This is a genomic window from Ruegeria sp. AO1, from assembly GCF_056535985.1.
Genome location: NZ_JBQFJC010000001.1, coordinates 1,476,073 through 1,501,448, shown reverse-complemented (window position 1 = coordinate 1,501,448; position 25,376 = coordinate 1,476,073). Strand labels below are relative to the sequence as shown.

23 protein-coding genes are annotated in these 25,376 nt (G+C 59.4%); 17 read left to right on the top strand and 6 right to left on the bottom strand.

Annotation, left to right across the window (positions count from 1 at the left end; all coding sequences use genetic code 11):
• Positions 1-74: 74 nt before the first annotated feature.
• From ACR3FB_RS07385 to ACR3FB_RS07345, 9 genes are all read left to right on the top strand, one after another.
• Entirely contained in the window at positions 75-224 is a 150-nt protein-coding gene (locus tag ACR3FB_RS07385; protein WP_170376734.1) for a hypothetical protein, read from the top strand.
• The gene (locus ACR3FB_RS07380; protein WP_480565454.1) at positions 214-1,737 is read left to right on the top strand and encodes a hypothetical protein; all 1,524 of its coding nucleotides are present in this window, start codon (positions 214-216) and stop codon (positions 1,735-1,737) included. Before ACR3FB_RS07385 ends, ACR3FB_RS07380 begins: the two co-directional genes overlap by 11 nt.
• A complete protein-coding gene (locus tag ACR3FB_RS07375) occupies positions 1,737-2,690 on the top strand; it encodes a tyrosine recombinase (RefSeq protein WP_170376730.1) in 954 nt (317 codons plus the stop codon). The genes ACR3FB_RS07380 and ACR3FB_RS07375 overlap by 1 nt, the downstream gene beginning before the upstream one ends.
• 63 nt (positions 2,691-2,753) lie before the next feature.
• Entirely contained in the window at positions 2,754-4,061 is a 1,308-nt protein-coding gene (locus ACR3FB_RS07370) for an HlyC/CorC family transporter (protein ID WP_170376728.1), read from the top strand.
• A gap of 92 nt (positions 4,062-4,153) precedes the next feature.
• Positions 4,154-6,571, top strand: coding sequence for a GcvT family protein (locus tag ACR3FB_RS07365; protein ID WP_480565452.1), 2,418 nt, complete (start codon positions 4,154-4,156; stop codon positions 6,569-6,571).
• Positions 6,572-6,602: 31 nt separating this feature from the next.
• Entirely contained in the window at positions 6,603-7,202 is a 600-nt protein-coding gene (locus ACR3FB_RS07360; RefSeq protein WP_170551230.1) for a nucleotidyltransferase family protein, read from the top strand.
• 749 nt (positions 7,203-7,951) lie between these two features.
• Positions 7,952-9,388 (top strand): Do family serine endopeptidase, encoded by a 1,437-nt coding sequence (locus ACR3FB_RS07355; protein ID WP_480565450.1) that lies wholly within the window; start codon positions 7,952-7,954, stop codon positions 9,386-9,388.
• A 180-nt stretch (positions 9,389-9,568) separates the two neighbouring features.
• Positions 9,569-10,249, top strand: coding sequence for a response regulator transcription factor (locus tag ACR3FB_RS07350; protein WP_480565448.1), 681 nt, complete (start codon positions 9,569-9,571; stop codon positions 10,247-10,249).
• Positions 10,242-11,606, top strand: coding sequence for a sensor histidine kinase (locus ACR3FB_RS07345; protein WP_480565446.1), 1,365 nt, complete (start codon positions 10,242-10,244; stop codon positions 11,604-11,606). Before ACR3FB_RS07350 ends, ACR3FB_RS07345 begins: the two co-directional genes overlap by 8 nt.
• On the opposite strand, the gene ACR3FB_RS07340 is transcribed toward ACR3FB_RS07345, so the two are convergent.
• From ACR3FB_RS07340 to ACR3FB_RS07330, 3 genes are read right to left on the bottom strand one after another with little or no spacing between them, the layout of a single operon-like run.
• Positions 11,603-12,070 (bottom strand): CYTH domain-containing protein, encoded by a 468-nt coding sequence (locus tag ACR3FB_RS07340; RefSeq protein ID WP_480565444.1) that lies wholly within the window; start codon positions 12,068-12,070, stop codon positions 11,603-11,605. The genes ACR3FB_RS07345 and ACR3FB_RS07340 overlap by 4 nt on opposite strands.
• Positions 12,067-12,822, bottom strand: coding sequence for a ParA family protein (locus ACR3FB_RS07335; protein WP_425083259.1), 756 nt, complete (start codon positions 12,820-12,822; stop codon positions 12,067-12,069). Before ACR3FB_RS07335 ends, ACR3FB_RS07340 begins: the two co-directional genes overlap by 4 nt.
• Positions 12,823-12,825: 3 nt before the next feature.
• On the bottom strand, positions 12,826-14,337 hold the full coding sequence (locus ACR3FB_RS07330) for a CHAD domain-containing protein (protein ID WP_480565442.1): 1,512 nt from the start codon (positions 14,335-14,337) through the stop codon (positions 12,826-12,828).
• A gap of 131 nt (positions 14,338-14,468) precedes the next feature.
• On the opposite strand from ACR3FB_RS07330, the gene ACR3FB_RS07325 reads away from it, so the two are divergent.
• Positions 14,469-14,816: a TfoX/Sxy family protein gene (locus ACR3FB_RS07325; protein WP_480565440.1), complete on the top strand. Its 348-nt coding sequence runs from the start codon at positions 14,469-14,471 to the stop codon at positions 14,814-14,816.
• Positions 14,817-14,872: 56 nt separating this feature from the next.
• On the opposite strand, the gene ndk is transcribed toward ACR3FB_RS07325, so the two are convergent.
• Positions 14,873-15,295: a nucleoside-diphosphate kinase gene (gene ndk / locus ACR3FB_RS07320; protein WP_155143779.1), complete on the bottom strand. Its 423-nt coding sequence runs from the start codon at positions 15,293-15,295 to the stop codon at positions 14,873-14,875.
• A gap of 115 nt (positions 15,296-15,410) precedes the next feature.
• On the bottom strand, positions 15,411-16,613 hold the full coding sequence (locus ACR3FB_RS07315; RefSeq protein WP_480565438.1) for a multidrug effflux MFS transporter: 1,203 nt from the start codon (positions 16,611-16,613) through the stop codon (positions 15,411-15,413).
• A gap of 108 nt (positions 16,614-16,721) precedes the next feature.
• Between ACR3FB_RS07315 and ACR3FB_RS07310 the strand changes: the two genes are divergently transcribed.
• From ACR3FB_RS07310 to ACR3FB_RS07285, 6 genes are all read left to right on the top strand, one after another.
• Positions 16,722-18,575, top strand: coding sequence for an ABC-F family ATP-binding cassette domain-containing protein (locus ACR3FB_RS07310; RefSeq protein ID WP_480565436.1), 1,854 nt, complete (start codon positions 16,722-16,724; stop codon positions 18,573-18,575).
• Positions 18,572-19,192: a MarC family protein gene (locus ACR3FB_RS07305; protein WP_170469775.1), complete on the top strand. Its 621-nt coding sequence runs from the start codon at positions 18,572-18,574 to the stop codon at positions 19,190-19,192. Before ACR3FB_RS07310 ends, ACR3FB_RS07305 begins: the two co-directional genes overlap by 4 nt.
• A 39-nt stretch (positions 19,193-19,231) precedes the next feature.
• On the top strand, positions 19,232-19,813 hold the full coding sequence (locus ACR3FB_RS07300) for a retropepsin-like aspartic protease family protein (protein ID WP_480565434.1): 582 nt from the start codon (positions 19,232-19,234) through the stop codon (positions 19,811-19,813).
• Positions 19,814-19,861: 48 nt separating this feature from the next.
• A complete protein-coding gene (locus tag ACR3FB_RS07295) occupies positions 19,862-20,473 on the top strand; it encodes an ImuA family protein (protein WP_170665279.1) in 612 nt (203 codons plus the stop codon).
• A gap of 60 nt (positions 20,474-20,533) precedes the next feature.
• The gene (locus ACR3FB_RS07290) at positions 20,534-21,127 is read left to right on the top strand and encodes a YceI family protein (RefSeq protein WP_480565432.1); all 594 of its coding nucleotides are present in this window, start codon (positions 20,534-20,536) and stop codon (positions 21,125-21,127) included.
• 83 nt (positions 21,128-21,210) lie between these two features.
• Complete coding sequence (locus tag ACR3FB_RS07285) at positions 21,211-22,431, top strand: MFS transporter (RefSeq protein ID WP_170660363.1); 1,221 nt, start codon at positions 21,211-21,213, stop codon at positions 22,429-22,431.
• 25 nt (positions 22,432-22,456) lie between these two features.
• Here ACR3FB_RS07285 and ACR3FB_RS07280 read toward each other — a convergent pair whose 3' ends face one another.
• The gene (locus ACR3FB_RS07280; protein ID WP_480565430.1) at positions 22,457-23,191 is read right to left on the bottom strand and encodes an OB-fold-containig protein; all 735 of its coding nucleotides are present in this window, start codon (positions 23,189-23,191) and stop codon (positions 22,457-22,459) included.
• A 255-nt stretch (positions 23,192-23,446) separates the two neighbouring features.
• Between ACR3FB_RS07280 and metG the strand changes: the two genes are divergently transcribed.
• Positions 23,447-25,165, top strand: a complete 1,719-nt coding sequence (gene metG / locus ACR3FB_RS07275; protein WP_480565428.1) for a methionine--tRNA ligase — start codon at positions 23,447-23,449, stop codon at positions 25,163-25,165.
• The last annotated feature ends 211 nt before the right edge of the window (positions 25,166-25,376 follow it).

Genomic DNA, 25,376 nt, shown 5'->3' with positions numbered 1-25,376 from the left:
CGTGAATGACGTGATCTTAAGAAAAATGCCAGTTATAACTTGGTCAAAACCAAAAATTGAGGCAGCGTGGCGCCATGGGCCGTCTGATCAAGTTCCTGATATATATTGTTTGCCTGGCCTTCATCGGGCTGGTGGCCTACGCCTATGTGGGTCCTTATTTCGGTGCCGATTTCTCGGCCCCGCAAAGCGAAATCCGTGAACCGGTTACGTTGGATGTCGATTAAGCATGTGTTGGTTGCGCTGTCTCTGGCCGGAGCAGCGCAGGCGCAGCAGCCGCTGACCGCCATCGATTGGCTGAACGACCCACCCGAGAACCTGCCGGGCACGGTGCTGCTGGAGCCTCCGGTCGCGCAGAACGGAGGCCAGCCCGCGGTTGAAGTCACGCCACTTGACGCGCTGTCGCAGCCGATCGGTCTGGTGTCGTCGAGTGTCACCGGGCTACCCATCGACCTCTGGCATGGCAGCGACCCCGAGCGGATTTCAGAACTGATCGCCCGTATCCCGGTCAAGCATAACCCCGCGATGCAGCGGTTGCTATTCACGCTTCTGCTGTCCGAGGCCCGCGCGCCGGGCGGCGTGTCTGGGGAAGAGACGCTGTTGCTGGCGCGCCTGGATCGGTTGATGCAGCTCGGCGCGGCGGACCCGGCGCAGTCACTGGTGCAACTGGCCGGTCCCACGGACACGCAGGCCTGGTTCGAACGCTGGTTTGATGCAACGCTTCTGACCGGTGACGAGGATCGCAGCTGCACGGCGCTTATTGCCCAGCCCAACCTATCAAAGGACTATGCGGCCCAGATCTTCTGCAAGGCCCGCCGGGGGGATTGGCCCTCTGCTGCTTTGACGCTTGAGGCCGCCCACGCGCTAGAGCTGTTGCCGCCTGAGGAACTGGACCTCCTCGACCGTTTCCTGAACCCCGACATTTTTGAGGACGCGCCTTACCTGCCCCAGCCCGAGGACCCGGATCCGCTGAGCTTCAGGTTGTTTGAGGCCATTGGGGAGCGTTTGCCCTCAGCTCCTCTGCCGCGGGCCTTCGCCAATGCCGACCTGCGCGATGTGGCAGGCTGGAAGGCGCAGATCGAAGCCGCTGAACGCCTGACCCGCATTGGCGCGCTGACTCCGAACCAGTTGCTTGGACTTTACACCGAGCGTTCTCCGGCAGCATCAGGTGCCGTTTGGGATCGGGTGGCCGCTGTGCAGCAGTTCGAGACCGCCCTTGAAACCGGCAATGTCGAGGCGATCAGCAAGACCCTCCCCCTCGTCTGGAAACAGATGCGTAGTGTCGGGCTTGAAGTGCCCTTTGCCGATCTCTTCGCCGAACGCCTCTATGGGGTCGAATTGCAGGGGGCCGAAGTGGAAGCCTTGCGCTGGCGTATCCTGATGCTCTCGGACTTCTATGAACGCGCCGCGATGCAAGCGCCGGACACAGCGGTTGAAACGCAGTTCCTGGCAGCTTTGGCGCAGGGTGATCCGGGCCGCGCTGTTTCGCCGTCGCCCTTGGCTGATGCGGTCGCGCAAGGGTTCGCCTGGGCCGCGCCGGTGCCGTCGGACATCGAGGCCCTGCTGGACAATGGCCAACTCGGTGAGGCGATTTTGGAGGCAATGCAGCTGTTTGCCCACGGTGCCCGCGGCAATCTGGTGGACATGACCGCCGCTATCGCCGCCTTCCGCCGTGTCGGGCTCGAGGAAACCGCCCGCCGCGCCGCGCTGAACCTGCTGATCCTGAACGAGCGCGGATAATGAGCGGCCCGGCATCAGATGAGCTGTGGATTTCGACCTTTCTGCAGGCGCAGGCCGCCGAATTGGGCGCGGCCACTAACACTCTCTTGGCCTATGGTCGCGACCTGAAGGATTTCGCCACGTGGCTAGAGCATCGAAAAACAAGTTTCGAGCAAGCGGATCGTGATAGGATCGAAGCCTATCTGATCGATTGCGATGCGCAGGGTCTGTCCCGCGCGACCCGCGCCCGGCGGTTGTCGGCGATCAAACAACTCTACCGGTTCGCGTTCGAAGAAGGCTGGCGCGAGGCCAACCCGGCCATTCAGATCAAAGGCCCGGGCCGCAAGAAGCAGCTGCCCAAAACGCTAGACGTCCCCGAGGTCGACCGTCTGCTCGAGGCCGCCCGCCAGACCGGGCGCAGCCCGGCCGACCGTATCCGCAACACCTGCCTGATGGAGCTTCTCTACGCGACCGGTATGCGGGTGACGGAGCTAGTCTCCCTGCCCGTCTCGTCGGCGCGCGGCGATCCCCGCATGTTGCTGGTGCTGGGCAAGGGCGGCAAAGAGAGGATGGTTCCCTTGTCTCCTCCGGCCCGCGATGCACTGGCCGTTTGGCTTGAAGAACGGGACAAGGCCGAGGATGCAAGTGTTGAAAAAGGCGGCACCCGATCAAAATTCCTGTTCCCATCGCGAGGCAAATCCGGGCACCTGACCCGGCACAGGTTTTTTTTGCTGGTCAAGGAACTTGCGGTTCAGGGCGGTGTTTCGCCCGAAAAGGTCACGCCGCATACGCTGCGCCACGCCTTTGCCACCCATCTGCTGGCCAACGGGGCCGACCTGCGCTCAATCCAGACCCTACTGGGTCACGCAGACATCGCGACGACCGAGATCTACACCCATGTGCTGGATGAACGGCTGTCGGAACTGGTGCTGGAACATCACCCGCTGGCGAAAGACAAGGGTAGCAAGGGCTAACCCCTTGATTGCAAGGGTCCGCATCCCCATAACGGGTGCAGAAACACGAACAACCAAGGACCGATGGAACCCACATCCTCTCTGATCGACGGCGCATTCTGGTTTACCACTGGCGCTATCCTGCTTTTGCTTGTCCTTTCGGGCTTTTTCTCAGGCTCAGAAACAGCGCTGACCGCATCGTCCCGAGGAAAGCTGAGGGCACAGGCCGACAAAGGCTCTCGCGGGGCGCAAAAGGCGCTCGATATCACCGATGACAATGAGAGGCTGATCGGCTCGGTCCTGCTAGGCAACAACCTGGTTAACATCCTCGCGGCCTCGTTGGCGACGGCCCTGTTCACCCGACTGTTCGGCGAAAGCGGCGTGGCGTTGGCGACGCTAGTCATGACCCTACTGGTTCTGATCTTTGCCGAAGTTCTGCCCAAGACCTATGCCATCACCAATTCGGAAAAAGCCGCCTCTGCCGTGGCCCCGATCATCAGCGTCGTCGTCACCGTGTTCTCGCCCATCGTGGCTGCGGTACGCCTGTTGGTCCGCGGCGTCTTGCGCATTTTCGGTGTCCAGATCGACCCCGATAGCAACATCCTCGCCGTGCGCGAGGAAATCGCCGGCGCGTTGCAGCTGGGCCATTCCGAAGGCGTGGTCGAGAAAGAAGACCGCGACCGAATTCTAGGCGCGCTTGATCTGGGCGACCGTGCGGTTGAAGAGATCATGCTCCACCGCTCGAACATCGAGATGATCGATGCCGATGCAGAGCCAGATGCCATTCTGGAGCAATGCCTGCAAAGCCGCCACACCCGCCTGCCCGTCTTCCGTGACGAGCCCGAGAACATCATTGGCGTGGTTCACGCCAAAGATCTGTTCCGCGCGATGTATGCGCAGGTCGGCGGATCCGAGAGTAACTCGGACCGTTTGGCCGGGTTCGACATCACCAAAGTCGCCAACGATCCTTATTTCGTGCCGGAAACCACCACTCTGGACGACCAGATGCGAGAGTTCCTGCGCATTCGCAGCCACTTTGCCCTAGTGGTCGACGAATACGGATCGCTGCGCGGCCTGATCACTCTCGAGGACATTCTGGAAGAAATCGTTGGTGAAATCGCCGACGAGTTCGACATCGAGGAAGAGGTTCCCGTCACCCGCACCGAGGATGGCCAGTTTCTGGTCGAAGGCGCCATGACCATCCGCGACGTCAACCGCGCCCTCGACTGGTCCCTGCCAGATGAAGAGGCGAACACCGTCGCTGGCCTTGTGATACATGAGGCTCAGATGATCCCCGTGGTCGGTCAGGTGTTTTCCTTCCATGGGTTCCGGTTCGAGGTCACCGCGCGCGAGGGCAACCGGGTGACGGAGCTGAAGATCAGACCTCTCTAAGCGCGGGGCGACGTGCACGACATTTTTTGTCGTTTTTATACTTGCGCCCCCGGAGCCTCCGGTCAGACTTCCAGAAAATCTGGGAGTCTTTCATGAAACTGCAAACCCGCGTGGCGGTCATTGGGGGCGGCGTTGTTGGCTGCTCGGTTCTGTATCACCTGACCAAACTGGGGTGGTTCGACGTCATGCTTCTGGAACGGTCCGAGCTGACCTCGGGCTCGACCTGGCACGCTGCGGGCGGGTTTCACACGCTGAACGGTGACACCAACATGGCGGCGCTGCAGGGCTATACGATCCGTCTGTATAAAGAGCTGGAAGAGATCACCGGAATGTCCTGCGGCTTGCACCATGTTGGCGGGGTGACGCTGGCCGACAATCAGGATCGGTTCGACATGTTGCTGGCCGAGCGCGCCAAGCATCGCTTCATGGGGCTTGAAACAGAAATCGTCGGCCCGGATGAGATCACGAAGATCGCACCGATCACCAATACCGACGGCATCATCGGTGCGCTTTACGACCCGCTGGATGGGCATCTGGACCCATCGGGCACGACCCATGCCTATGCCAAGGCCGCTCGGATGGGTGGGGCCACGATCGAGACGCATTGTATGGTGCGCGAAACCAACCAGCGGGCGGATGGCACCTGGGATGTGGTAACCGACAAGGGCACGATCCACGCCGAACATATCGTCAATGCAGGCGGCCTCTGGGCGCGTGAGGTCGGTGCAATGGCGGGCATCTATTTCCCTCTGCACCCGATGGAGCATCAATATCTGGTCACCGACTCGATCCCTCAGATCGAGGCCATCATCGACGCAGGCGGAGAGCATCCGCATGTGATGGACCCTGCTGGCGAAAGCTATCTGCGGCAGGAGGGTCGCGGGTTGTGCATTGGGTTCTACGAACAACCCTGCAAGCCCTGGGCCGTGGACGGAACGCCGTGGGAGTTCGGTCATGAACTGCTGCCCGACGACTACGACAAGATCACCGACAGTATTGAGTTTGCCTATCGCCGCTTCCCGGTTCTGGCCGAGGCCGGGGTGAAATCGGTGATCCATGGCCCGTTCACATTTGCGCCGGACGGGAACCCTCTGGTCGGGCCGGTGCCCGGGATGCGCAACTATTGGTCTGCTTGCGGTGTCATGGCCGGGTTCAGCCAGGGTGGCGGCGTTGGCCTGACGCTGGCGCAATGGATGATCGAAGGCGAGCCGGAGCGCGACGTCTTCGCCATGGACGTGGCCCGGTTCGGCGACTGGATCAGCCCGGGCTATACCCGCCCCAAGGTGATCGAGAACTATCAGAAACGGTTCAGCGTCGCCTACCCGAACGAGGAACTGCCCGCCGCGCGCCCCAATCGCACCACGCCAATGTATGACATCTTCAGCGATCTGGGCGCGGTGTGGGGTCAGCAATATGGGCTGGAGGTGCCGAATTATTTCGCGCAAGGTGATGAGCCGGGTTATGAGACGCCCTCGTTCCGGCGCTCGGACGCGTTTGACGCCACGGGGCGCGAAGTCCGCGCTGTCCGCGAAGGCGTAGGAATCAACGAGGTCCACAATTTCGGTAAGTATCGCATATCGGGCCCGAATGCCCGCGCGTGGCTGGATCGGATCATGGCGGGGCGCATCCCTCAGCCGGGCCGCGTCTCCCTGACCCCGATGCTGTCGTCCAAAGGTAAGCTGATCGGTGATTTTACCGTGTCTTGCCTGAGTGAGACTGACTTCCGCCTGACTGCCTCATACGGCAGCCAAGCCTACCACATGCGTTGGTTCCAGCAGAACGCAGCCGAGGGCGTCTCAGTCAGCAATATCAGCGACCAGCTGAATGGCTTCCAAATCGCTGGCCCTAAAGCAACTGAGGTTCTGGCCGCTTGCACGCGCGAAGATGTCTCGACCCTCCGGTTCCTCGACGTGCGCCCGATGACGATCGGTATGACGGATTGCCTCGTGCAGCGGGTCAGTTACACCGGCGATCTGGGCTATGAGATCTATTGCGATCCGATGGCGCAACGACAGCTCTGGTGGACCTTGTGGGAGGCCGGACAGCCCCACGGGATAGTGCCTTTCGGAATGCGCGCCATGATGTCCTTGCGTCTGGACAAGTTCTTTGGCTCATGGATGCGGGAGTTCTCACCAGACTACACAGCCGCAGAAACAGGGCTTGACCGTTTCATTTCATTCTCCAAAAACACCGACTTCATTGGTCGAGCAACGGCCGAGGCAGAGCGGCATAGTGGTACGGCGCGCAAAATGGTCGCCTTCGACGTCGAGGCTGAAGATGCGGATGTGAACGCTTACGAGCCGATCTGGCTAGACAGAGAGGTCGTCGGTTTTTGCACTTCGGGCGGCTATTCCCACTATACCCAAACCTCCGTCGCGATGGGGTTCCTTCCGACGGACCGTATCAAGGACGGGCTGGAGGTTCAGATCGAAATTCTCGGCCAGATGCGGACCGCACGGGTGATCTCGACCCCCCTGTTTGATCCTGAGGGAGACCGAATGAGGGGCTGACAACGCTGCAACCGGACGGCATGTTGCCCCTATGACAGACATACCCATCATACTGCTTGCGGCAGGGCAATCTCGGCGCATGCGCGGTGCAGATAAGCTGCTACAGGCGGTCGACGGCATACCCCTTTTGCGACGATCTGCCATGACAGCCTTAGGAGTCGGACCGGTGATCGTTGCGCTCCCTCCCCGCCCGCATGCGCGCTACGACGCGCTGGACGGTTTGGATGTGCAGAAGGTCCCAATTGCGGACGCGGCAGAAGGCATGAACGCCAGCTTGCGCGGCGCGTTGGCCCGGGTGGATGCCGCTTCGCAGGCTGTCATGGTGCTGCTGGCGGATTTGCCTGAGCTGACCGCGAACGACCTAAGAGCTGTGAAGAACGCGAGACGCGCCAATCCCGATAATCTGATCTGGCGCGGGGCCACGTCGGCTGGCAAACCCGGTCATCCAGTGATTTTTGATCGCCAGCTTTTTCCTGAGCTTCTGAAACTGACCGGAGATCAAGGTGCCCAATCCGTCATTCGCGCGCACAAGGACAAGACACACCTGACACGTCTTCCCGGTGAAAATGCCCTGCTTGACCTCGACACCCCCGAGGCATGGGCGGACTGGCTCAGAAAACGAGGGTCGTAAATGAACACGACCCGGTCGTTAAAGACCGGGTCGTGTGCCCAAAACAGGACTACCACTTTCAGCAATCAATAAAGCTAAACCAAATCACCTATACAGGTGGTTAGGCGTACAGCAGCTAAAACCTAAACAAGACCCCCTCGTTAACATGCCACCAGCGCTTTAAGACTGAGCAAGCCACGGGCACCCCCTAGTGCCTTTGGCTCCCCCTCACTTGGGCATGTTTATATTTGCTGATCCGATCCTTCGAAACAACGTAAAATTGGAAGAAACGGTTAACTAGGGACGTCTCAGTTTGGTTTTTAGGCAACATCCCGTCGCGTCAAGATCAACCCTAAGGGGATTTCCGTTAGCAGAAGCTCCGACAACGGCCCCATTAAACGTGGTCTTATTCAATAATAACCATGTAATTGCAGTAATATAGTTTACATCGTTAGAATATCTTTGGGCCACCTTCTACTTTAAGTAGAGTACATAAAAACACCGCCAAACGGCCCGCCGTTTGTTCATGTTCAATATTCAATTCAACCTAATTCAAAGTTTGACAGCCAGTTCAGCAACAATCCTCCGATTCGCAGTGTGTCAGCAGGCCTGAATCCGCGAATCCCAACAGCGCTCCGCCGACACGGAACATGTGCTTTGTGGCAAAATTAAGTTTTCTTAATTCATCAATCAGGAAAGACACAGATTGAAGGTTCATTTGCTGTTTCAACGCGCGCCTCAATTCGCGCGACGTGAACAGGAGACAAAAAATGAGCATCCGTAAATCCTCACTACTTTTTCCGCGCAAATCCAGCTGGGTCGGCGCCAGTGCCTTGGGCGCAGCCCTTCTGGCCACAACGGCCCTGCCCTCGATGGCTGATGAAGCGCTGGCCGATCTGGTCGAGACGGTCTCGCCTTCGGTCGTGACCATTATTGCCGAACAGGACGCGGTCGCGACGCCCGCTCGGGGTCAGGACTTTGATCTGGAAAACCACCCCTTTGGTGAGTTCTTCAAAAGGTTCGGTGCGCCCGAAGGCTTCGACATGCCGCAGCGCGGTCCGGCCCAGGGTTTGGGCTCCGGCTTTGTACTGGATGCCGAGGGCTACATCGTCACCAATCATCACGTGGTCGACAATGCCTCGACCATCACAGTCCGTCTGAGCGACGACCGCACTTATGACGCCGAGGTCGTCGGCGCCGACCCGTTGACCGATATCGCCGTCCTGAAGATCGAGCCTGAGGCTGAGCTGCAAGCGGTGACTCTGGGTGACAGCGACGTGATCCGCGTCGGTGAAGACGTCGTGGCCATCGGCAACCCCTTCGGTCTGAGTTCCACCGTCACCACCGGCATCGTGTCCGCCAAAGGGCGCAATATTTCGCAAGGACCATACGCCGAATTCATCCAAACCGATGCCGCCATCAACAAAGGCAATTCGGGTGGCCCACTGTTCAACATGGAGGGCGAGGTTATCGGCGTGAATTCAGCCATTTACTCGCCAAGCGGCGGTTCGGTCGGGTTGGGTTTCGCCGTCACATCCAACATCGTGGATCACATCACGACCGATCTGCGCGATGATGGAGAGATCAGCCGCGGATGGCTGGGTGTTTCGATCCAGAATGTCAGCCCTGAATTGGCAGCTGCGTTGGGCATCGACGCTTCAGCCGGCGCGCTGGTGTCCGATGTCGTGACCGACAGCCCGGCGGATGGTGTGTTGCAGCAAGGCGATGTGATCCTGAGCTTCAACAATGAGCCCGTGGACAACAGCAGCGACCTGCCGATCCTTGTGGGCACCACCAAAGTGGGCACTGACAGCGTTCTGACCGTCCTTCGGAATGGCACCGAGCAGCAGATGGAGCTGACCATCGGCCAACACCAGACTGCATCTGCTCAGAACGACGCGCCCGTCGAGGCCGAGGTCTCGGGTACATCGCTCGGTGTCACCGTTGCCCCTCTGACCGAGGCCGCACGTGCCGAAATGGGTGTTGGCGAAGGGATCGATGGGGTTGTCGTGACCGATCTGAAGCCCGACAGCCCTGCCGCGAAGGCCGGTTTGCAGCGCGGCGATGTGATCGTCAAGCTGGGCAGTCAGGAGACCGCATCGCCGGATGCCCTCAAGGCGGCTTTGGACAGCGAGAAGACCGACCCTGCCCTCGTGCTGATCAACCGCGGTGGCAACCAGATCTTCGTGGCGGTTGAAATCGTCTGACCTCAGGCCCGCGCGCGCCACATGATGGGGAGATCTGGTGCGCGCCTCCTGGCGGATTGGTTTGTCCGCAATTCGCCGGGCGTGCCGGGTGCGCAAGGACGCACCCGGCTCGTGTTTTCCTCAGGCCATGTGCTTTGGCCAAAAATTGTGTTTAAATTCGAATAGAAAGGAGCCTCCATCATGAGCAGACGCCTGCTGATCGTCGAAGATGACGCAGATACACGGGACTTCATCGCGAAAGGATTCAGCGAAGAAGGCTATGTGGTCGAGGTTGCCGCAGATGGCCGCGAAGGCCTGTATCACGCCACTGACGGAGGATTTGACGCTATTGTACTGGATCGGATGCTGCCCGGATTGGATGGCCTGTCCCTGATCAAATCTATGCGCGCGGCCGGGCTGAAAACGCCTGTGCTGATGCTGACCGCCATGAGCGCCGTTGATGAACGCGTCAAAGGGCTACGTTCGGGCGCGGATGATTATCTGGTCAAGCCGTTTTCGTTCCAGGAACTTCATGCACGGATCGAGGCGCTGCTGCGCCGTCCGCAGGACGCAGAAGAAACGCCAACCCTGACCTGCAAGGACCTTGAGATGGATTTGCTGACCCGAAAGGTCACGCGTGACGGGCAGGAAATCTCATTGACCCCGCGCGAGTTCCAAATCCTTGAATTCTTCCTGCGTCGTAAGAACCGAGTTGTGTCGCGCACCATGCTGCTTGAGGGCGTTTGGGACTATCACTTCGACCCGAACACAAACGTCGTGGACGTCCACATCTCGAAACTGCGGCGTCAACTGGACGGAGGCGGAGATGTACCGCTGATTGAAACCGTCCGGGGCGCGGGTTACATGATGTCTGATGGATAACCTTCGGCTTTCGGTAAATAATTCCAGAACAAGACTTGTCGTCGCCAGCATGGTTCTCAGCACCATTCTGACGGCGACGGTTCTGGCTTTGGTCTATGTGACAGCCAATCGCAGCATCGAATCCGAGACACGCTCGGTCGTCTCGGCGGAACTGACCGGACTTGCAGATGAATATGAGAGGCGCGGTCTCATTGGCCTTATCACCGCCATCGAACGCCGCCTGCCCAGTGCCTCGGAACGCGACGCGCTTTATCTTTTGACCGACCGGTTCGGCAACAAACTGGCGGGCAATCTCAAGCAATGGCCCGAGGACATCACCGCGGGCAGTGGCTGGGTCGATCTCGAGGTCCGCCGCGCCGACAATGACGAGCTGGTGCCCGTTTCTGCCGCCTCGATCCGCCTGCCCGGTGGCGAGCGCCTTATCGTCGGGCGTGATGCCGTTGCCCGTCAGCAGTTCGACCGGGTTCTGCTGCGGTCAGTCGCACTGGCACTTGGGATTGCCCTGCTCCTCAGCCTGTTGACCGGATGGCTGTTCACCAGGCTGGTGTTTTCGCGCCTGTCCGACATCGCCAGCACGGCGGAGAATATCGTCTCGGGCGATCTGTCTCGCCGGATGCCTATACGCGGCACCGGTGATGAGTTCGATCAGGTCGCCGGGACCTTGAACACCATGCTCGACCGGATAGAAGAGCTGATCAGCAACCTGCGCACAACCTCAAACTCGATTGCGCATGACCTGCGATCGCCCCTTTCCCGTTTGAAACAACGGGTTGAAGCGCTGTCCGACCCGGACAAAAGCGATCTGGACCGCGAGATCGACATCGCCCGGGCCACCACCGAGGTGGATCATGTCTTGCGCGTGCTGGGGCAACTGACCGAAATCTCACGCGCTGAGGCCGGGCTGGGGCGCGAACAGTTTGAGGATGTCGATCTGCACCAACTGGTTGAGGATGTCGTAGACCTCTATGAGCCTGTTGCGGCGGATCAGAATGTCCGACTTGAGGTGACAGGACAGGCCAAGCCCATTCAGGGCCACCGCCCTCTTCTGTCGCAAGCCTTGTCCAACCTGCTGGACAACGCGTTGCGCTATGCGCCAGAGAACTCGACCATCACCGTATCTCTTGCAGAGGACACCGCCTGCACCCGCCTCAGCGTGCGCGATGAAGGGCCCGGCGTTCCGGAACAGGACCTTCCTCGCTTGCAACAGCCTTTCGTAACGCTGGACCCCGCGCGGACTGAGCGCAATGCCGGGCTGGGCCTTGCCTTGGTGGCCGCAATCTCACGGATGCATGGCGGCTCGTTTGAGGCGCGCAACTGCGATCCCGGCCTCGAAACTACGCTGAAACTGGCGCGCTAACTCGGGCGTCCGTTGATCGCCATGCTCTTGTTTTTATAGCGCTTATCCTCGGTCACATCAGCACCGAACCACGCAGGTGGCGTGTAGTCTTTCGCATCTTGCTCTGAGGTGAATTCGACCTCAACCAGACACAGCGGCGCCAGATCACCTTCAAACACGTCCAGTTCAAACACATGCCCATCCGGCAGCGTGCCTGTATATCGCACCTTCTCAACCCGCCGCCCCTCGGTCTCGGGCCAGAAGGTTTCGAACTGATCGGCTGAAATCTCAGCCTCCCGTTCGACCCGAACCAGTCCGCCCGCGCCCTTGAGGGTTAGGAAATAACTGTCATTCTTTTGCCGCAACCGCATCTCCACTGTGTCCTCAGTGGCCGTAAGATACCCCTGCCGCACCACGGCCTTTTTGGTTCCACTCATATCGGGCAGTTCAGCGACCAGAAATTTGCGTTCGATTTCGATGCTCATTTCGATGCAACCACCCCGTTTTCCAATTCATCATAGAGCGCCTGATAGGCTTCACTGGCCGCACTGCGTGCAGCATAGGTGCTGACCGGAGCGCGGTGCTGGCCCATTTTCTCGATATCCGCGGTGAAGGGAATCGAGGTCTGCAGAAACCTTTTGCGGTATAGCCCCCGCATCTTCTCCATCGTCTCCTGATGCAAAATCTTGCGCTTCTGCACCATCGAAAAAAACGCCCTCAGCTTCTTTTTCCGCAGCTTGTGTTCTTCGAAAAAGCTAACCAGCTGATCGAATGTGCGTTCCGAAAGCGTCGTCGGGATCACCGGCACGACAATCTCATCAGCGGCGCGGAAGATGTTCTCGGACAGGGTAGAGAAGTTCGGCGGGCAATCCAGAATGATCACGTCATAGTCGCTGCCTGCCGCGACCAGAGCCTTCTTTAAACGCGAGCGTTTGTTGCGCATCCGGGACAGGAACACGTCGAAGTCACGGAATGTCAGGTTGGCGGGCAACACATCCAAACCTTCGAAGTCACTGGCCCGGATGGCCTTGGTAAACCGTTCAACATCCTCAAAAAACCGCGCGTCTGTCAGTTTTTTCGACGGCTTGACCCGGAAGTAAAACCCCGAGGCCCCCTGCGGATCAAGATCGCATAAGAGCACCTGCTGACCCGCCTGCGCGTAGGCATAGGCAAGGTTCACCGAGGTCGCGGTCTTCCCGACCCCGCCCTTGTTACTGTAGCAGGCAATGATCTTCATTCCTCACTCCTTTGTGTGGTGAAACAGGCTGCGGAAAAGATGCCGAATCTCCGGGCTGTCGAAATGCTGAAAGTTTGAGATCACACGCGCACGTTCGGCCTTCTGGCGCTGATCCAGCACGGCGATCAGCCCTCCTGCGGCTAAACCAAGCTGCGCATCCACGCGGCCTTGGGCGGTGCTTTGGTCGGCAACAAACGCCAGCAACGCCTCTTGCTGGACCGAGTAATCGTTGAACAGGCCCAGGTTATCTTGCAGCTTTTTCAGAGGCTTGAGGATCGTTTTGAAGTCCTTCGCATCGAACAGAGGCCCGAAGAACTCCATCAGATAGCGCAGTTTCTTGCAGTCGATCCGCAGTTCGTGGACGGTTTGATCCGGCGTCTCTTCACTGATGCTTCGGGCGAGTTTGCAGGTCTTGCGATAGCGTTTCCAGATCAGCGCGCAGGCATAGCTATAGGCACCGCGATCCGCACTTGGGCCGGGCATCAGGGTGTCAGGGCTTGAGAATTTCTGCGCCAGATCGGTCATCGCAGTTTCATAGGTCGCGCTGCGTAAATGACGGGACAGACGGGACAATTCCATGGCACGCTCTTGTTCGAACCGGTCGAACATGGCCTGCACACCAGCATGAAGATTTTCCGGTACAAGGCTGAGATACATATCTTTTTCCAAAAGATAGACATCCAGATCCCGTAAGCGACCGGTTGGGGCCATCAGGTCCGAAAAGACCCGTTTCAACTCTGCCGTCTGCTGGTCTGAAAACACCCCTTTGAACAAGCTCACAACTGAGCGGATGCGCCGCAAAGACACTCGGTAGTCATGCAGAAATTCGGTATCAATATCCGCCACTATGCCAGTTTCGTTCTGACGCGCGACGCTGAGATAGGTCCGGATCAGGTCGGTCGCGACCTCCAAGGACGGTTCTTGCGTGCCAAGCGCAATCTCCGGCTTGGCACGGTAACGCGCCATGTCCGGAAACAAAGCGTCGAACAAGTCGTCAATACCGCCCGAACTCATCCTCTCAAGACTGTCACAGGCCGCGGCAAAAGCGCGACCATAACCGCGCAGTTTTTGCAGCCAGACAAACGCCACCTGCCCGCGATCCGTGCGCAACGTCAGGATATCCCCCCGAACCTGCGTCTTTTGCAGATCGTCGAGAATCGCAAGCGCGCCTTCCTCAACTTCACCCGTGCCAATCGGCGTCAGGGCGCGTAGCGTGGGAAAGCTGCTCAGCGCCGCCTTCACCGGACCTTCAGGCAGGTTCTGAACGAATTGCCCCTTGCCCTTGGCCTGCTGCTCGGAGACCTGCCCCTGCATGGAGACAAGCCGCAGCCCCCCTCTGCTCTCAAGCAGGACCCGGCCAGAGCTGCGCAGCGATTGATCGTGACAATCGAGCATAAGGACAGGCGCGGCGGTGCCTATCTGAATATCGACTGAGTGATTGGGCAAAGCGTGTTCTAATGCGGCCAGATCAAGCCCGCCGGGGAGGATGAAGAACCCGTTTGTTCCCTGCGACACGTCTTTCCCCTGCCCGATCCTTCTACATATCGTCATGAGACCGTGAATCGCGCCCTGCATCAAGAACAAGATCAACCAAACCGGGGATTTGTGCGGGTGACAGGTCAAAACCGTCCGGCTAAAACCAAGACATGTCTGATCCGATCTCCTCCATCCGAAACCTCGGCCCCGCCTTCGAACAGGCCTGCACCCGCGCGGGCATCCATTCGGCGCAGGAGCTGCGCGAACTGGGCGCCGATGCCGCCTATGCCAAGCTGTTGGCAGCAGGCACAAGACCGCATTTCATCGGCTACTATGTGCTGGTGATGGGGCTGCAGGGTCGCCCTTGGAACGACTGCAAGGGCGAGGAAAAAAAGGCATTAAGACAACGGTTTGACACGATCAAATCCGGCACTAAGGCGGCCCCGGAAAGCCAAATGGTCTCGGACCTGGATGCCATCGGAGTGCGGGTTGCAGCCCACGATCTGAAGCAGATCTGAAACGAAAAAGGCCGCCCCAATCAGGAGCGGCCCAATCTGTTCACCAAAGCGGCGGCTTAGCCGACCAGTTCGATGCCCGAGAAGAAGTAGGCAATCTCAACCGCGGCGGTTTCCGGAGCGTCCGAACCGTGGACCGAGTTTTCGCCAACCGATTCCGCGAACTCGGCGCGGATTGTGCCGGCCGCTGCGTCTGCAGGGTTGGTTGCGCCCATGACTTCACGGTTCTTTGCAATGGCGCCTTCGCCTTCCAGAACCTGAACAACGACCGGAGCCGACGACATGAATTCGCACAGTTCGTCATAGAACGGACGCTCGGCGTGGACTTCGTAGAACTTGCCGGCTTGTTCTTTGGTCATGTGGATGCGCTTTTGCGCAACGATGCGCAGGCCAGCTTCTTCGAACTTGGCGTTGATTTTGCCAGTCAGGTTGCGGCGGGTTGCATCGGGTTTGATGATCGAGAATGTGCGTTCCAGTGCCATATCGGCCTCTCCTTACAATGTGGCGCGGGGTGTGCGCCGAAATCCATCGCGCGCCGCCTAACATGGTCTGTGGCTCATGGAAAGTCTTATGATGCCTTGCCCCGCGCTTTGCGGTTCAGATTGTGTCAGGCAAAGGCTCTAGACGGTCGACACGGCGGACATAGAGCACCGCAAGCAGGCCGATGAAACTGCTGCCACTCATCATGCCCAGAACCAGATACGGGCCGTTTTCGGCGTTGACGAATGCTCCGGTCATAGACGTCAGAACTGCCCCCAACGCCACGATCATCGCGCCCGAAAGACCTGCGGCGCTACCCGCCAGTTTGGGACGCACTGACATAACGCCAGCCGAGGCGTTGGCGTTGGTCAAGCCGTTGCCAAACCCTACGCATATAGCCGAGCCGAAGAATACCCAAACCGAGCCCAACTGGCCCAAAAACAATAGCAACCCAAGGAAGGGGCCAGTCGAGGCTACGATCCGCCCAATCAGGATCATCGTGGTCAGCCGGGTCCGTGCAGCAATGCGCCCGGTGATGAAATTGCCCACCATGAAGCCGCCGGTGATGATGCCAATGCCTAGACCCAGCATCGCGGGGCTCAGATCGAACCACGCTGCAGCCACTAAGGGCGCACCGGTGATAAAGCTGTAGAACCCCCCAATTGAGAACGCCGCGCAAAGGGCATAGCCCCAGAACCTGCGGGCGCGGAACAAGTGCGGGTATTCTCTCAGCTGTGCAGCAAAAGTTGAGGAACGATTGATGTTGGTCTCGCCCATGTCGAACCAAAGCAAAGTCAACAGTCCAGCCCCCAACAGCGAATACAAAACGAAGCCTGCCCGCCACCCGAAAAGCATATCGAGCGCCCCGCCCAGCATCGGCCCGAGCATCGGCGCCAAGGCCATCGCCATAGCGACATAGCCAAGTTTGCTGGCGGCCTCATTCGGCGGATATCGATCCCGGATCGACGCGCTGGACAAGACTGAGCCCGCTACTACAGCGGCTTGCAACAGGCGGAAGCCAAGGAATAGCCAGATCGACTCGGCGAGGACGCAACCGATTGAAGCGCAAACAAAGATCGTCATGCAGATCAACAGCACAGGTCTGCGTCCATAACGGTCCGACAGCGGCCCCATGATCAACTGAAGTATGGCTGAAACCGCCAGATATCCCGCGACGGACAGGTTCACGAGGCCATAGTCGACCGCGAAATCCTCGCTCATATGCGCCAGCGAAGGCAGGAACATATTCAGCGAAAGAACCGACAGCGCCGTAGCAAAGATCAGCGTGATCAAAGTTGGAGGCGTCTGGGCGGCGCGCATGGTCAAAACCGTTTCAAATTGGCAAACGAGAAAGCGCTAACACATCGCTGGTCAGTTGAACATGCTTAGCCGCTGGCGGCGGCAACACGGCTCTGCTAATAGCGCGTCATGTTACGGATCGAAGACATCACTTACGCCGTTGAAGGCCGTCCCCTGTTCGACGGGGCCAGCGCAACCATCCCTGATGGCCACAAAGTTGGCCTTGTGGGCCGCAATGGCACCGGTAAGACCACCCTCTTCCGCCTGATCCGGGGGGAGCTGGCGTTGGAATCGGGCAATATCGCGGTCCCGAAACGCGCCCGGATTGGCGGTGTTGCGCAAGAGGTGCCCTCGTCCGACGTGTCGCTGATCAATACCGTTCTGGCCGCCGATACCGAGCGCAGCGCTCTGATGGCTGAGGCTGAAAGCGCCGAAGACCCCGCTCGCATTGCCGAGATCCAGACCCGATTGGCTGACATCGACGCCTGGTCGGCCGAAGCGCGTGCGGCCTCGATCCTCAAAGGTCTGGGCTTTGATGACGACGACCAACTGCGCCCCTGCTCGGATTTCTCGGGCGGTTGGCGGATGCGCGTGGCGCTGGCGGCGGTACTGTTTTCGCAGCCCGACCTGCTGCTGTTGGATGAACCGACCAACTATCTCGACCTCGAAGGCGCGCTGTGGCTGGAGAGCTATCTGGCGAAATATCCGCATACGGTCATCATCATCAGCCACGATCGCGGGCTGTTGAACCGGGCCGTAGGTTCGATCCTGCATCTGGAAGATCGCAAGCTCACCTATTACGCGGTTCCTTATGACAAGTTCGCCGAACGCCGAGCGGAACGTCTGGCGCAGGCGGAGTCCGAGAACGCCAAAGCCAAAGCTCGTATAGCTCATCTCCAAAGCTTTGTGGACCGCTTCCGCTACAAAGCGTCCAAAGCTGTTCAGGCCCAATCCCGCCTGAAAATGATTGAACGCATCCAACTGGTCTCTACCCCGCAAGAGGCAGCTTTGCGCGCGTTTTCCTTCCCCGAGCCCGAGGAACTGTCGCCGCCCATCATCCAGATTGAAGGTGGTGTAACCGGCTATGGCGAGACCGAGGTTTTGCGACGATTAAACCTGCGCATTGATCAGGACGACCGGATCGCGCTGCTGGGTAAGAATGGTCAGGGTAAATCGACCCTGTCCAAGCTGCTGTCCGATCGCCTGCCCCTGATGGCCGGCAAAATGGCCCGCAGCAACAAGCTGCGGATCGGTTACTTCGCACAGCATCAGGTCGATGAGCTTTATGTGGACGAGACCCCTCTGGACCACCTGCGCCGCCTGCGCCCGGAAGAAGCGCCGGGCAAATGGCGCGCGCGACTGGCCGGGTTTGGCCTGAACGCCGATCAGGCCGAGACAGAGGTTGGGCGCTTGTCCGGTGGGCAAAAAGCCCGCCTGTCGCTGCTGCTCGCTACGATTGACGCGCCGCATATGCTGATCCTCGACGAACCGACCAACCACCTCGATATCGAAAGCCGCGAGGCGCTGGTTGAGGCGCTGACCGCCTATTCCGGTGCGGTTGTGCTGGTCAGCCACGACATGCACCTGCTGTCTCTGGTAGCAGATCGATTGTGGCTGGTCTCGGACGGGACGGTCAAGCCGTTCGACGACGACCTCGAGGCCTATCGCGCGATGCTGCTTGCCCGGGACAAACCGGTGAAAGCAAAGCCGCAGGTTACGAAGCCTAAGCGCCCCTCACGCGAGGCGATGCTGGCCCTGCGCGCCGATCTGCGCAAATGCGAGGACCGGATCGAAAAGCTGACGGATATGCATGAGAAACTCTCGGCCAAGCTGGCGGATCCGGCGCTGTACGAGGATGACAGGATCAACGATCTTGAGACCTGGAACCGCAAATTCGCCGAGGTCTCGGAAGCCATGAAAAAAGCCGAAGCCCTATGGGTGGCCGCAGCGGAACGCCTTGAACAAGCCGAGAATGCCGCATGATGGATCTGGCCTTTTTCATTACCGCTTTCACCACCTTGTTCGTGGTGATCGACCCGTTTGGCACCACGCCGATTTTCGTAGCACTGACGCAGGACATGGATGCGAAGACTCGGCGCAAAACTGCCTTTCGTAGCTGCCTAACCGCCGTCTTCATCCTGATCGCCTTTGCCGCTTTTGGCGAGGCGCTGCTGGGTTTTGTCGGGATCTCGATGGCCGCCTTCCGCGTCGCAGGCGGAGCTTTGCTGTTTCTGACCGCGCTGGACATGCTGTTCGACCGCCGCACCAAACGCCGCGAAGACCGGGCCGAGGAAGAGGAACATCCCGACCCGTCCGTGTTCCCTCTGGCCATTCCGCTGATCGCGGGGCCGGGTTCGATCGCGACGATCATCCTGCTGGCCGGTCAGCATCCCGGCGTGCTGGGCATTGTCGAGGCTTGCATCGTCATGCTGGCGGTGATGTCTGTTGTCCTGATCTTCTTTCTGGCTGGCGGGTTGATCGGCCGCATTCTGGGCAAGACCGGGCTGAACGTCCTGACCCGGCTGCTGGGTATGTTGCTGGCGGCTTTGTCGGTTCAGTTCATTCTGGATGGCCTCAAGGCCTTTGGATTTGCGTCCTGACCCCCCATATACTGCTGTGTAGCGAGTAAGGAATTGGGCATGGACACCGACAATGTAGTGCGTTTGGTCTACCTCAGCGTGCTGGGCACAGCCGTTGTGTTCTGGTTCCTGGCGCAGAACCGCCAATCGCTGAACAAAACCCTGCAGCAGGTCATGGCCTGGGTGTTCATCTTTGTAGGCGTTGTGGCCGTGGTTGGCCTGTGGGAGGATATCCGCACAACGGTCGGCCCCGCTCCGCAGATGACGGTGACAGGTGAGTCTATCCAGGTGCCCCGCTCGGCGGACGGGCACTACTATCTGCCGGTTCAAGTGAACGGAGAACCAATCACCTTTCTGGTCGATACCGGAGCAAGCCAGATTGTTCTCAGTGACAAAGACGCCAGACGCGCGGGGATCGACCCGAACCAGTTGAACTACTTTGGCCGTGCCCTTACCGCCAATGGCGAGGTTCGGACCGCTCCGGTGCGGCTGGACACGCTGACGGTGGGGCCAATCACCGACCAGAATGTCTCGGCCTGGATCAACGAAGGTGAGTTGCACAAGTCGCTTCTGGGCATGGACTACCTGCATCGTTTTTCGAATATCCAGTTCACCGATGGACGTATGATCCTGTCGCGCTAGGCATGTGTAGTGCTTGAGAACAAAATAAGAACATGATATGAGTTACTCATGTCTGTTCAGCTTCTTGGTCAAAAGCCCGCGCGCGCCGCGCCGGGGGTAACTCTACAGGATGGGATCACCCTGCAACTGGGGCGCGTGCATGAAGGCTGCGGCCCCGCGCGGCGCAGCTTTGCAATGTGGCTGGCCGGTCAGATGCAAGGGCCGGTCCTATGGATTTCCCCAGCGTGGGAGCCCGGGCAGTTGAACCCCGACGGGATAATGCCCTTTGCTGATCCCGCCCGATTCATCTTTGTCCGTCCCACCCGCGCCGAGGACCTGCTGTGGTGCATGGAAGAAGCGCTGCGCAGCGGAGCCATCCCGTTAATCGTTGGTGATCTGCCCGGCGCGCCGGGGCTGACGCCCGTACGCCGGATGCATCTGGCCGCCGAACAGGGCGGCACCATGGGACGGGCCCCGCTGGGCCTGCTGCTAACGCCCGGAGATGGAGGTGCGCAAGGGATCGAAACCCGCTGGCACATGGCCGCCGCGCATCAGGGCGAGGCGCGCCGCTGGACCCTGACCCGCCGCCGCGCCCGCGCCCTACCTCCGGTCAGTTGGACGGCCACGCAGATCAAACCGCGCGCCGGGTTGCAGCTTGACCAGATCGCTGCCGTGGACTGAGCGCAGCTGATCACGCATTTTTTTGTTGGTCCAAGGGGCCGCGCGCCCTAGCGTCCGGTCATGAGAGATTTGAACCGACGTGCCATTCTTGCAGGGCTGGCGACCCTACCCTTCGCCCAAACGCTGCATGCAGCGCTCAGCCCCTATGCCCTGTCGGAAAGCGATACGAAGGTTGGTTTCAGCTTCGATCTGTCCGGCGTCGCGCAAAGCGGTACCATGCCGATCCGGACAGCGGATGTTCAAGTGGATACGACCCGCCTGCAAAACAGCCGGGTGCAGGTGGCATTGGACGTGAGCAAAGCCAAGACCCGACTGCCCTTCGCGCGCGCGCCGATGCTCAGCCCCAGTGTTCTGGACGCCGAAAGCCATCCGACCATCACCTTCGTCTCAACCGGGATCGAGCTTGGGCAGGATGGGCGCATCTCGGGCGGGGCCCGTATCACCGGGGACCTGGCAGTTCGGGGAGTGACGCGTCCGATCACTTTGCAAGCCAGCCTCTACCGGCCGCCAGGCACAGCGGCGGGTGATCTGGATCGCCTGTCGATTAGCCTAAAGGGAGCACTGAACCGGCACGACTTTGGAGCCTCGGGCTATCCTGATCTGGTGAATGACACCGTCACACTGGACATTCGAGCCGAGATCAGCCGCCTCTGACCAAAGGCGAAAGTTCAAAAACGACTCCTTGACGTCGAATAGCTGCGCGCATTGTCTGAAAGCCTCGCCAAGGTGGACCCATCATGCGCACGATCATTTCCTTTGCCGCCCTATTCCTTTCTGTCATTCTGCTGCAACTGTCGACCGGCGGCGTTGGGCCGCTCGATGCCATTTCCGGCATCACCCTGAACTTCACCACCGAACAAATCGGTCTGTTGGGCTCGGCGCATTTCATCGGTTTCTTTGTTGGTTGCTGGTGGGCACCGCGCCTGATGGGCAGCGTCGGGCATTCCCGCGCCTTTGCCGTCTGCACCGCACTGGGCGCGATGGGCCTGATTGGCCATACACTGACCGAAAACCCCTATGTCTGGGCGTTCCTGAGGATCGCGTCTGGCACCTGTGTCGCCGGGTGCTACACGGTGATCGAGGCCTGGCTGAACGCAAAGGTCACGAATGAGACCAGGGGGCGTGCCATGGGCACCTATCGCATCGCCGATATGGGTGCATCGCTGTGCGCGCAGTTGATCATCGCGGTCCTGCCGCCTGCCTCTTACGTCTCGTACAATCTGCTGGCGATCCTGTGCTGCGCTTCCTTGCTGCCGCTGACCCTGACACGCGCCAGCCAGCCTGCAACCCCGGACGCGCCGCGCCTGCGCCCCAAACTGGCCTGGCGCAGCTCTCCTCTGGCGGTTGCTGGGGTGATCGTTGCGGCGCTCAGTTCTGCCTCGTTCCGCATGGTCGGCCCCGTCTACGGGCAAGAGGTTGGGCTGGGCATAGATCAGATCGCCTTCTTCCTCGCCTCGTTTGTTCTGGGTGGCGCGATGGCGCAATACCCGATGGGATGGCTTGCGGACAAATACGACCGGCGCTGGGTATTGATCTGGTTGTCTGCCGCTGCGGTGCTGAGTTGTGGAATAACCATGATGGCCAGCAACACTGGGACGCTCGGGGTGATGCTGGCGGCATGGGTGTTCGGTTTCACCACCTTCCCGATCTTCTCAGTCTCCTCGGCTCATGCCAACGACTTTGCCACCACTGAACAACGGGTCGAGCTGTCTGCGGCACTGATGTTCTGGTACGCGCTGGGCGCGATTGCCTCGCCCTACATCTCCTCCACTCTGATCGAGAAATTCGGCCCGGGCGCCCTGTTTGCCTTTGTCGCTGTTGGTCATTTGGGTCTGATCGCCTTTGGTCTGGCCCGGATGCGTTCACGCCCCACCCCAGAGGAGCGGACGAACTATGTCTATGCCCCCAGAACATCCTTCACGATTGGGCGTTTGTTGAAACGCTCGCGCGAGGAATAGTAGCAGCGCCAAGACACCCTTGGCGCTATGGTTCAACGGATTGGAAATCTGTTTTATCGGACAGTCTGACCAACACAAACCGGTCAAGAAGCTTGTCCCGCAGAACAAGAACGTCCGTCCCTTGCTCAAGCGTGTCCCGGTCCTGCAACGGCTCTGCTTGTACGTAATGCGCATTACCGAACCGATCCATGACGCGCACCTCAGCCGGTCGTCCGCGCGAGGCGGTGCCTTGCGTCACCACCCCCCTGCGCCGCGCCAGCACGCGTTCAGGCATTCCGTCCGTTTTGGTTTTTGTCAACAAACGAGTGAAAACCGGGCCGAAACCGCGCGCAAACCAAAGGCTAAAAATACCCGCCGGGATGGTGGCCAATCCAACAGGCCAATCAGAGCCCAACAGATCCTCGACGATCAGTTGAACGCCAATCCCAGACATCGCAAAACCGCCCAACAAGACCACCAGCCAGATCATGACCGGCACATCGCCAATCCCCAACCGCGTCAGAGTTCCTGTTGCAGAGGCCGCCGGAGCCTCGCCCTCGATCTCGGCCAGTTCCAACGCACTCAGATCAACGCCAGCTTCGATATCGAGATCGAAATCCGCAACACTCAGACCGGGGGCCTTTAGTTCGACCAGACCTTCGCTTGCCAGAAGACTTCCACCAAAAAGCGCGGCGATGACCTCGCCTCCCAACAGGCCAAACAGCAGTACAAGCGCCATCGTAAAGGGCGTGAATGCGATTTGGAGAACAAAATCGAACATAAAACAAACACCATGAAATCTAAACTCTTTCGCATGAAAAAGGCGCAGAACATCGCGCAATAAAATCAAAAGGCCGGAAATCTATTGGCCAACTGAATGGTAGCGCCTACCCTTGCCCGTATACAATCGACAATTTGGTCGTGGAGCTTTTTCCACTGCAACCATGGTTTTCGTGCCATCCATGTCAAACCCGGGCTTTTGCTGAGCGGTGACATAAGGTAGACGGGCGCGCAGACAGTTACGTGGACACGCAAAATGGCTCGGATTCTCATCACTTCGGCGATCCCCTACATCAACGGGATCAAGCACCTCGGCAACCTGATCGGCTCGCAATTGCCTGCCGACCTGTACGCACGTTACCAGCGTGGCCGGGGGAGCGAGGTCATGTTCCTCTGCGCCACTGACGAACACGGCACCCCGGCCGAACTGGCCGCGGCCAAGGCGGGCAAGCCCGTAGCGGAGTACTGCGCCGATATGTACGCGGTTCAGGCCGATATCGCCAAACGATTTGGCCTGAGCTTCGATCACTTTGGTCGTTCCTCCAGTGAACAGAACCGCCACCTGACGCAGCACTTCGCTGGCAAGCTTGATGAGGCCGGTCTGATCCGTGAGGTCAGCGAAAAGCAGGTCTACTCAAACGCCGATGGCCGGTTCCTGCCGGATCGTTATATTGAGGGCACCTGCCCCAATTGCGGCTATGACCGCGCGCGGGGTGACCAGTGCGAGAACTGCACCAAGCAGTTGGATCCGACAGACCTGATCGAGCCGCGAAGCGCGATCAGCGGCTCGACCGATCTTGAGGTGCGCGAAACCAAGCACCTGTATCTGCGCCAGTCCGCGATGAAGGATCAGCTGGATGCCTGGATCGACAGCAAGACCGATTGGCCGATTCTGACCACATCCATTGCCAAGAAATGGCTGCACGACGGAGATGGCCTGCAGGATCGCGGCATCACCCGCGATCTGGACTGGGGTGTTCCGGTCAAGAAAGGAGATCAGGACTGGCCGGGTATGGAGGGCAAAGTCTTCTATGTCTGGTTCGACGCACCGATCGAATACATCGCCTGCGCCAAGGAATGGGCCGACGCGAATGGCAAGACGGATGCGTATTGGGAACGCTGGTGGCGCACCGACAAAGGCGCGGAAGACGTGCGCTACGTGCAGTTCATGGGCAAGGACAATGTCCCCTTCCACACGCTCAGCTTCCCGGCCACCATTTTGGGTTCAGGCGAGCCGTGGAAGATGGTCGACCACCTGAAATCCTTCAACTATCTGAACTATGACGGTGGTCAGTTCTCGACCTCTCAGGGCCGAGGCGTGTTCATGGATCAGGCTCTGGCCATTCTGCCCGCCGACTATTGGCGCTGGTGGCTGCTGAGTCATGCGCCGGAAAGCAGCGACAGTGAGTTCACCTGGGAGAATTTCCAGCAATCGGTGAACAAAGACCTTGCGGATGTTCTGGGCAACTTCGTCAGCAGGATCACCAAGTTCTGCCGCTCGAAATTTGGCGAAGCCGTGCCCGAAGGCGGCACCTTTGGCGCGCGTGAACAAGAACTGATCGCCGACATCACCCGCCGCGTCCGCGCATACGAAGGCCACATGGAGGCCATGGAAGTCCGCAAATCCGCGCAAGAGCTTCGGGCGATCTGGGTGGCCGGTAACGAATATCTGCAATCCGCAGCCCCGTGGTCGACCTTTAAGGAAGACCCCGAACAGGCGGCAGCGCAAGTTCGCCTTGGCCTCAACCTGATCCGCCTCTACGCGGTTCTGAGCGCGCCCTTTATTCCCGACGCTTCAGCCAAGATGCTGACTGCAATGAATACGCTGGATACAAGCTGGCCCGAAGATGTCGAGGCTGCGCTGAACGCCCTGCCCGCAGGTCATGCGTTCTCGGTACCTGATGTCCTGTTCGCCAAGATCGCCGACGAGGACCGTGAAGAGTGGCAGGAGAAATTTGCGGGTACGGGCGACTGACACAAGCTGCATGAAGTTCTGAAACGGGGGCCTCGACGGCCCCCTTTCTTTTGGGCCCTTCAAACAGCACGCACTCCGTAAACCGGTCTGGTTGCACGGGATTTTCGCAACCCACCAACCATCCCAACTCTTCAATCACCTTGAGATATGTTTGCAAAACGGCCATCCTGCCCTCAAGTTCTGCCGACTCGTCGCTCTTTAAGGCTGCGTA

What these genes read in the sequence shown, in the direction of transcription:
- ACR3FB_RS07340 (WP_480565444.1), bottom strand. Translation starts at nt 12,070, where the DNA reads ATGAGCATCGAAATCGAACGCAAATTTCTGGTCGCTGAACTGCCCGAT.
- ACR3FB_RS07290 (WP_480565432.1), top strand. Translation starts at nt 20,534, where the DNA reads ATGAGAGATTTGAACCGACGTGCCATTCTTGCAGGGCTGGCGACCCTA.
- ACR3FB_RS07365 (WP_480565452.1), top strand. Translation starts at nt 4,154, where the DNA reads ATGAAACTGCAAACCCGCGTGGCGGTCATTGGGGGCGGCGTTGTTGGC.
- ACR3FB_RS07350 (WP_480565448.1), top strand. Translation starts at nt 9,569, where the DNA reads ATGAGCAGACGCCTGCTGATCGTCGAAGATGACGCAGATACACGGGAC.
- ACR3FB_RS07335 (WP_425083259.1), bottom strand. Translation starts at nt 12,822, where the DNA reads ATGAAGATCATTGCCTGCTACAGTAACAAGGGCGGGGTCGGGAAGACC.
- metG (WP_480565428.1), top strand. Translation starts at nt 23,447, where the DNA reads ATGGCTCGGATTCTCATCACTTCGGCGATCCCCTACATCAACGGGATC.
- ACR3FB_RS07325 (WP_480565440.1), top strand. Translation starts at nt 14,469, where the DNA reads ATGTCTGATCCGATCTCCTCCATCCGAAACCTCGGCCCCGCCTTCGAA.
- ACR3FB_RS07310 (WP_480565436.1), top strand. Translation starts at nt 16,722, where the DNA reads ATGTTACGGATCGAAGACATCACTTACGCCGTTGAAGGCCGTCCCCTG.
- ACR3FB_RS07305 (WP_170469775.1), top strand. Translation starts at nt 18,572, where the DNA reads ATGATGGATCTGGCCTTTTTCATTACCGCTTTCACCACCTTGTTCGTG.
- ACR3FB_RS07385 (WP_170376734.1), top strand. Translation starts at nt 75, where the DNA reads ATGGGCCGTCTGATCAAGTTCCTGATATATATTGTTTGCCTGGCCTTC.
- ACR3FB_RS07280 (WP_480565430.1), bottom strand. Translation starts at nt 23,191, where the DNA reads ATGTTCGATTTTGTTCTCCAAATCGCATTCACGCCCTTTACGATGGCG.
- ndk (WP_155143779.1), bottom strand. Translation starts at nt 15,295, where the DNA reads ATGGCACTGGAACGCACATTCTCGATCATCAAACCCGATGCAACCCGC.
- ACR3FB_RS07375 (WP_170376730.1), top strand. Translation starts at nt 1,737, where the DNA reads ATGAGCGGCCCGGCATCAGATGAGCTGTGGATTTCGACCTTTCTGCAG.
- ACR3FB_RS07295 (WP_170665279.1), top strand. Translation starts at nt 19,862, where the DNA reads ATGTCTGTTCAGCTTCTTGGTCAAAAGCCCGCGCGCGCCGCGCCGGGG.
- ACR3FB_RS07380 (WP_480565454.1), top strand. Translation starts at nt 214, where the DNA reads ATGTCGATTAAGCATGTGTTGGTTGCGCTGTCTCTGGCCGGAGCAGCG.
- ACR3FB_RS07315 (WP_480565438.1), bottom strand. Translation starts at nt 16,613, where the DNA reads ATGCGCGCCGCCCAGACGCCTCCAACTTTGATCACGCTGATCTTTGCT.
- ACR3FB_RS07345 (WP_480565446.1), top strand. Translation starts at nt 10,242, where the DNA reads ATGGATAACCTTCGGCTTTCGGTAAATAATTCCAGAACAAGACTTGTC.
- ACR3FB_RS07360 (WP_170551230.1), top strand. Translation starts at nt 6,603, where the DNA reads ATGACAGACATACCCATCATACTGCTTGCGGCAGGGCAATCTCGGCGC.
- ACR3FB_RS07370 (WP_170376728.1), top strand. Translation starts at nt 2,754, where the DNA reads ATGGAACCCACATCCTCTCTGATCGACGGCGCATTCTGGTTTACCACT.
- ACR3FB_RS07300 (WP_480565434.1), top strand. Translation starts at nt 19,232, where the DNA reads ATGGACACCGACAATGTAGTGCGTTTGGTCTACCTCAGCGTGCTGGGC.
- ACR3FB_RS07355 (WP_480565450.1), top strand. Translation starts at nt 7,952, where the DNA reads ATGAGCATCCGTAAATCCTCACTACTTTTTCCGCGCAAATCCAGCTGG.
- ACR3FB_RS07285 (WP_170660363.1), top strand. Translation starts at nt 21,211, where the DNA reads ATGCGCACGATCATTTCCTTTGCCGCCCTATTCCTTTCTGTCATTCTG.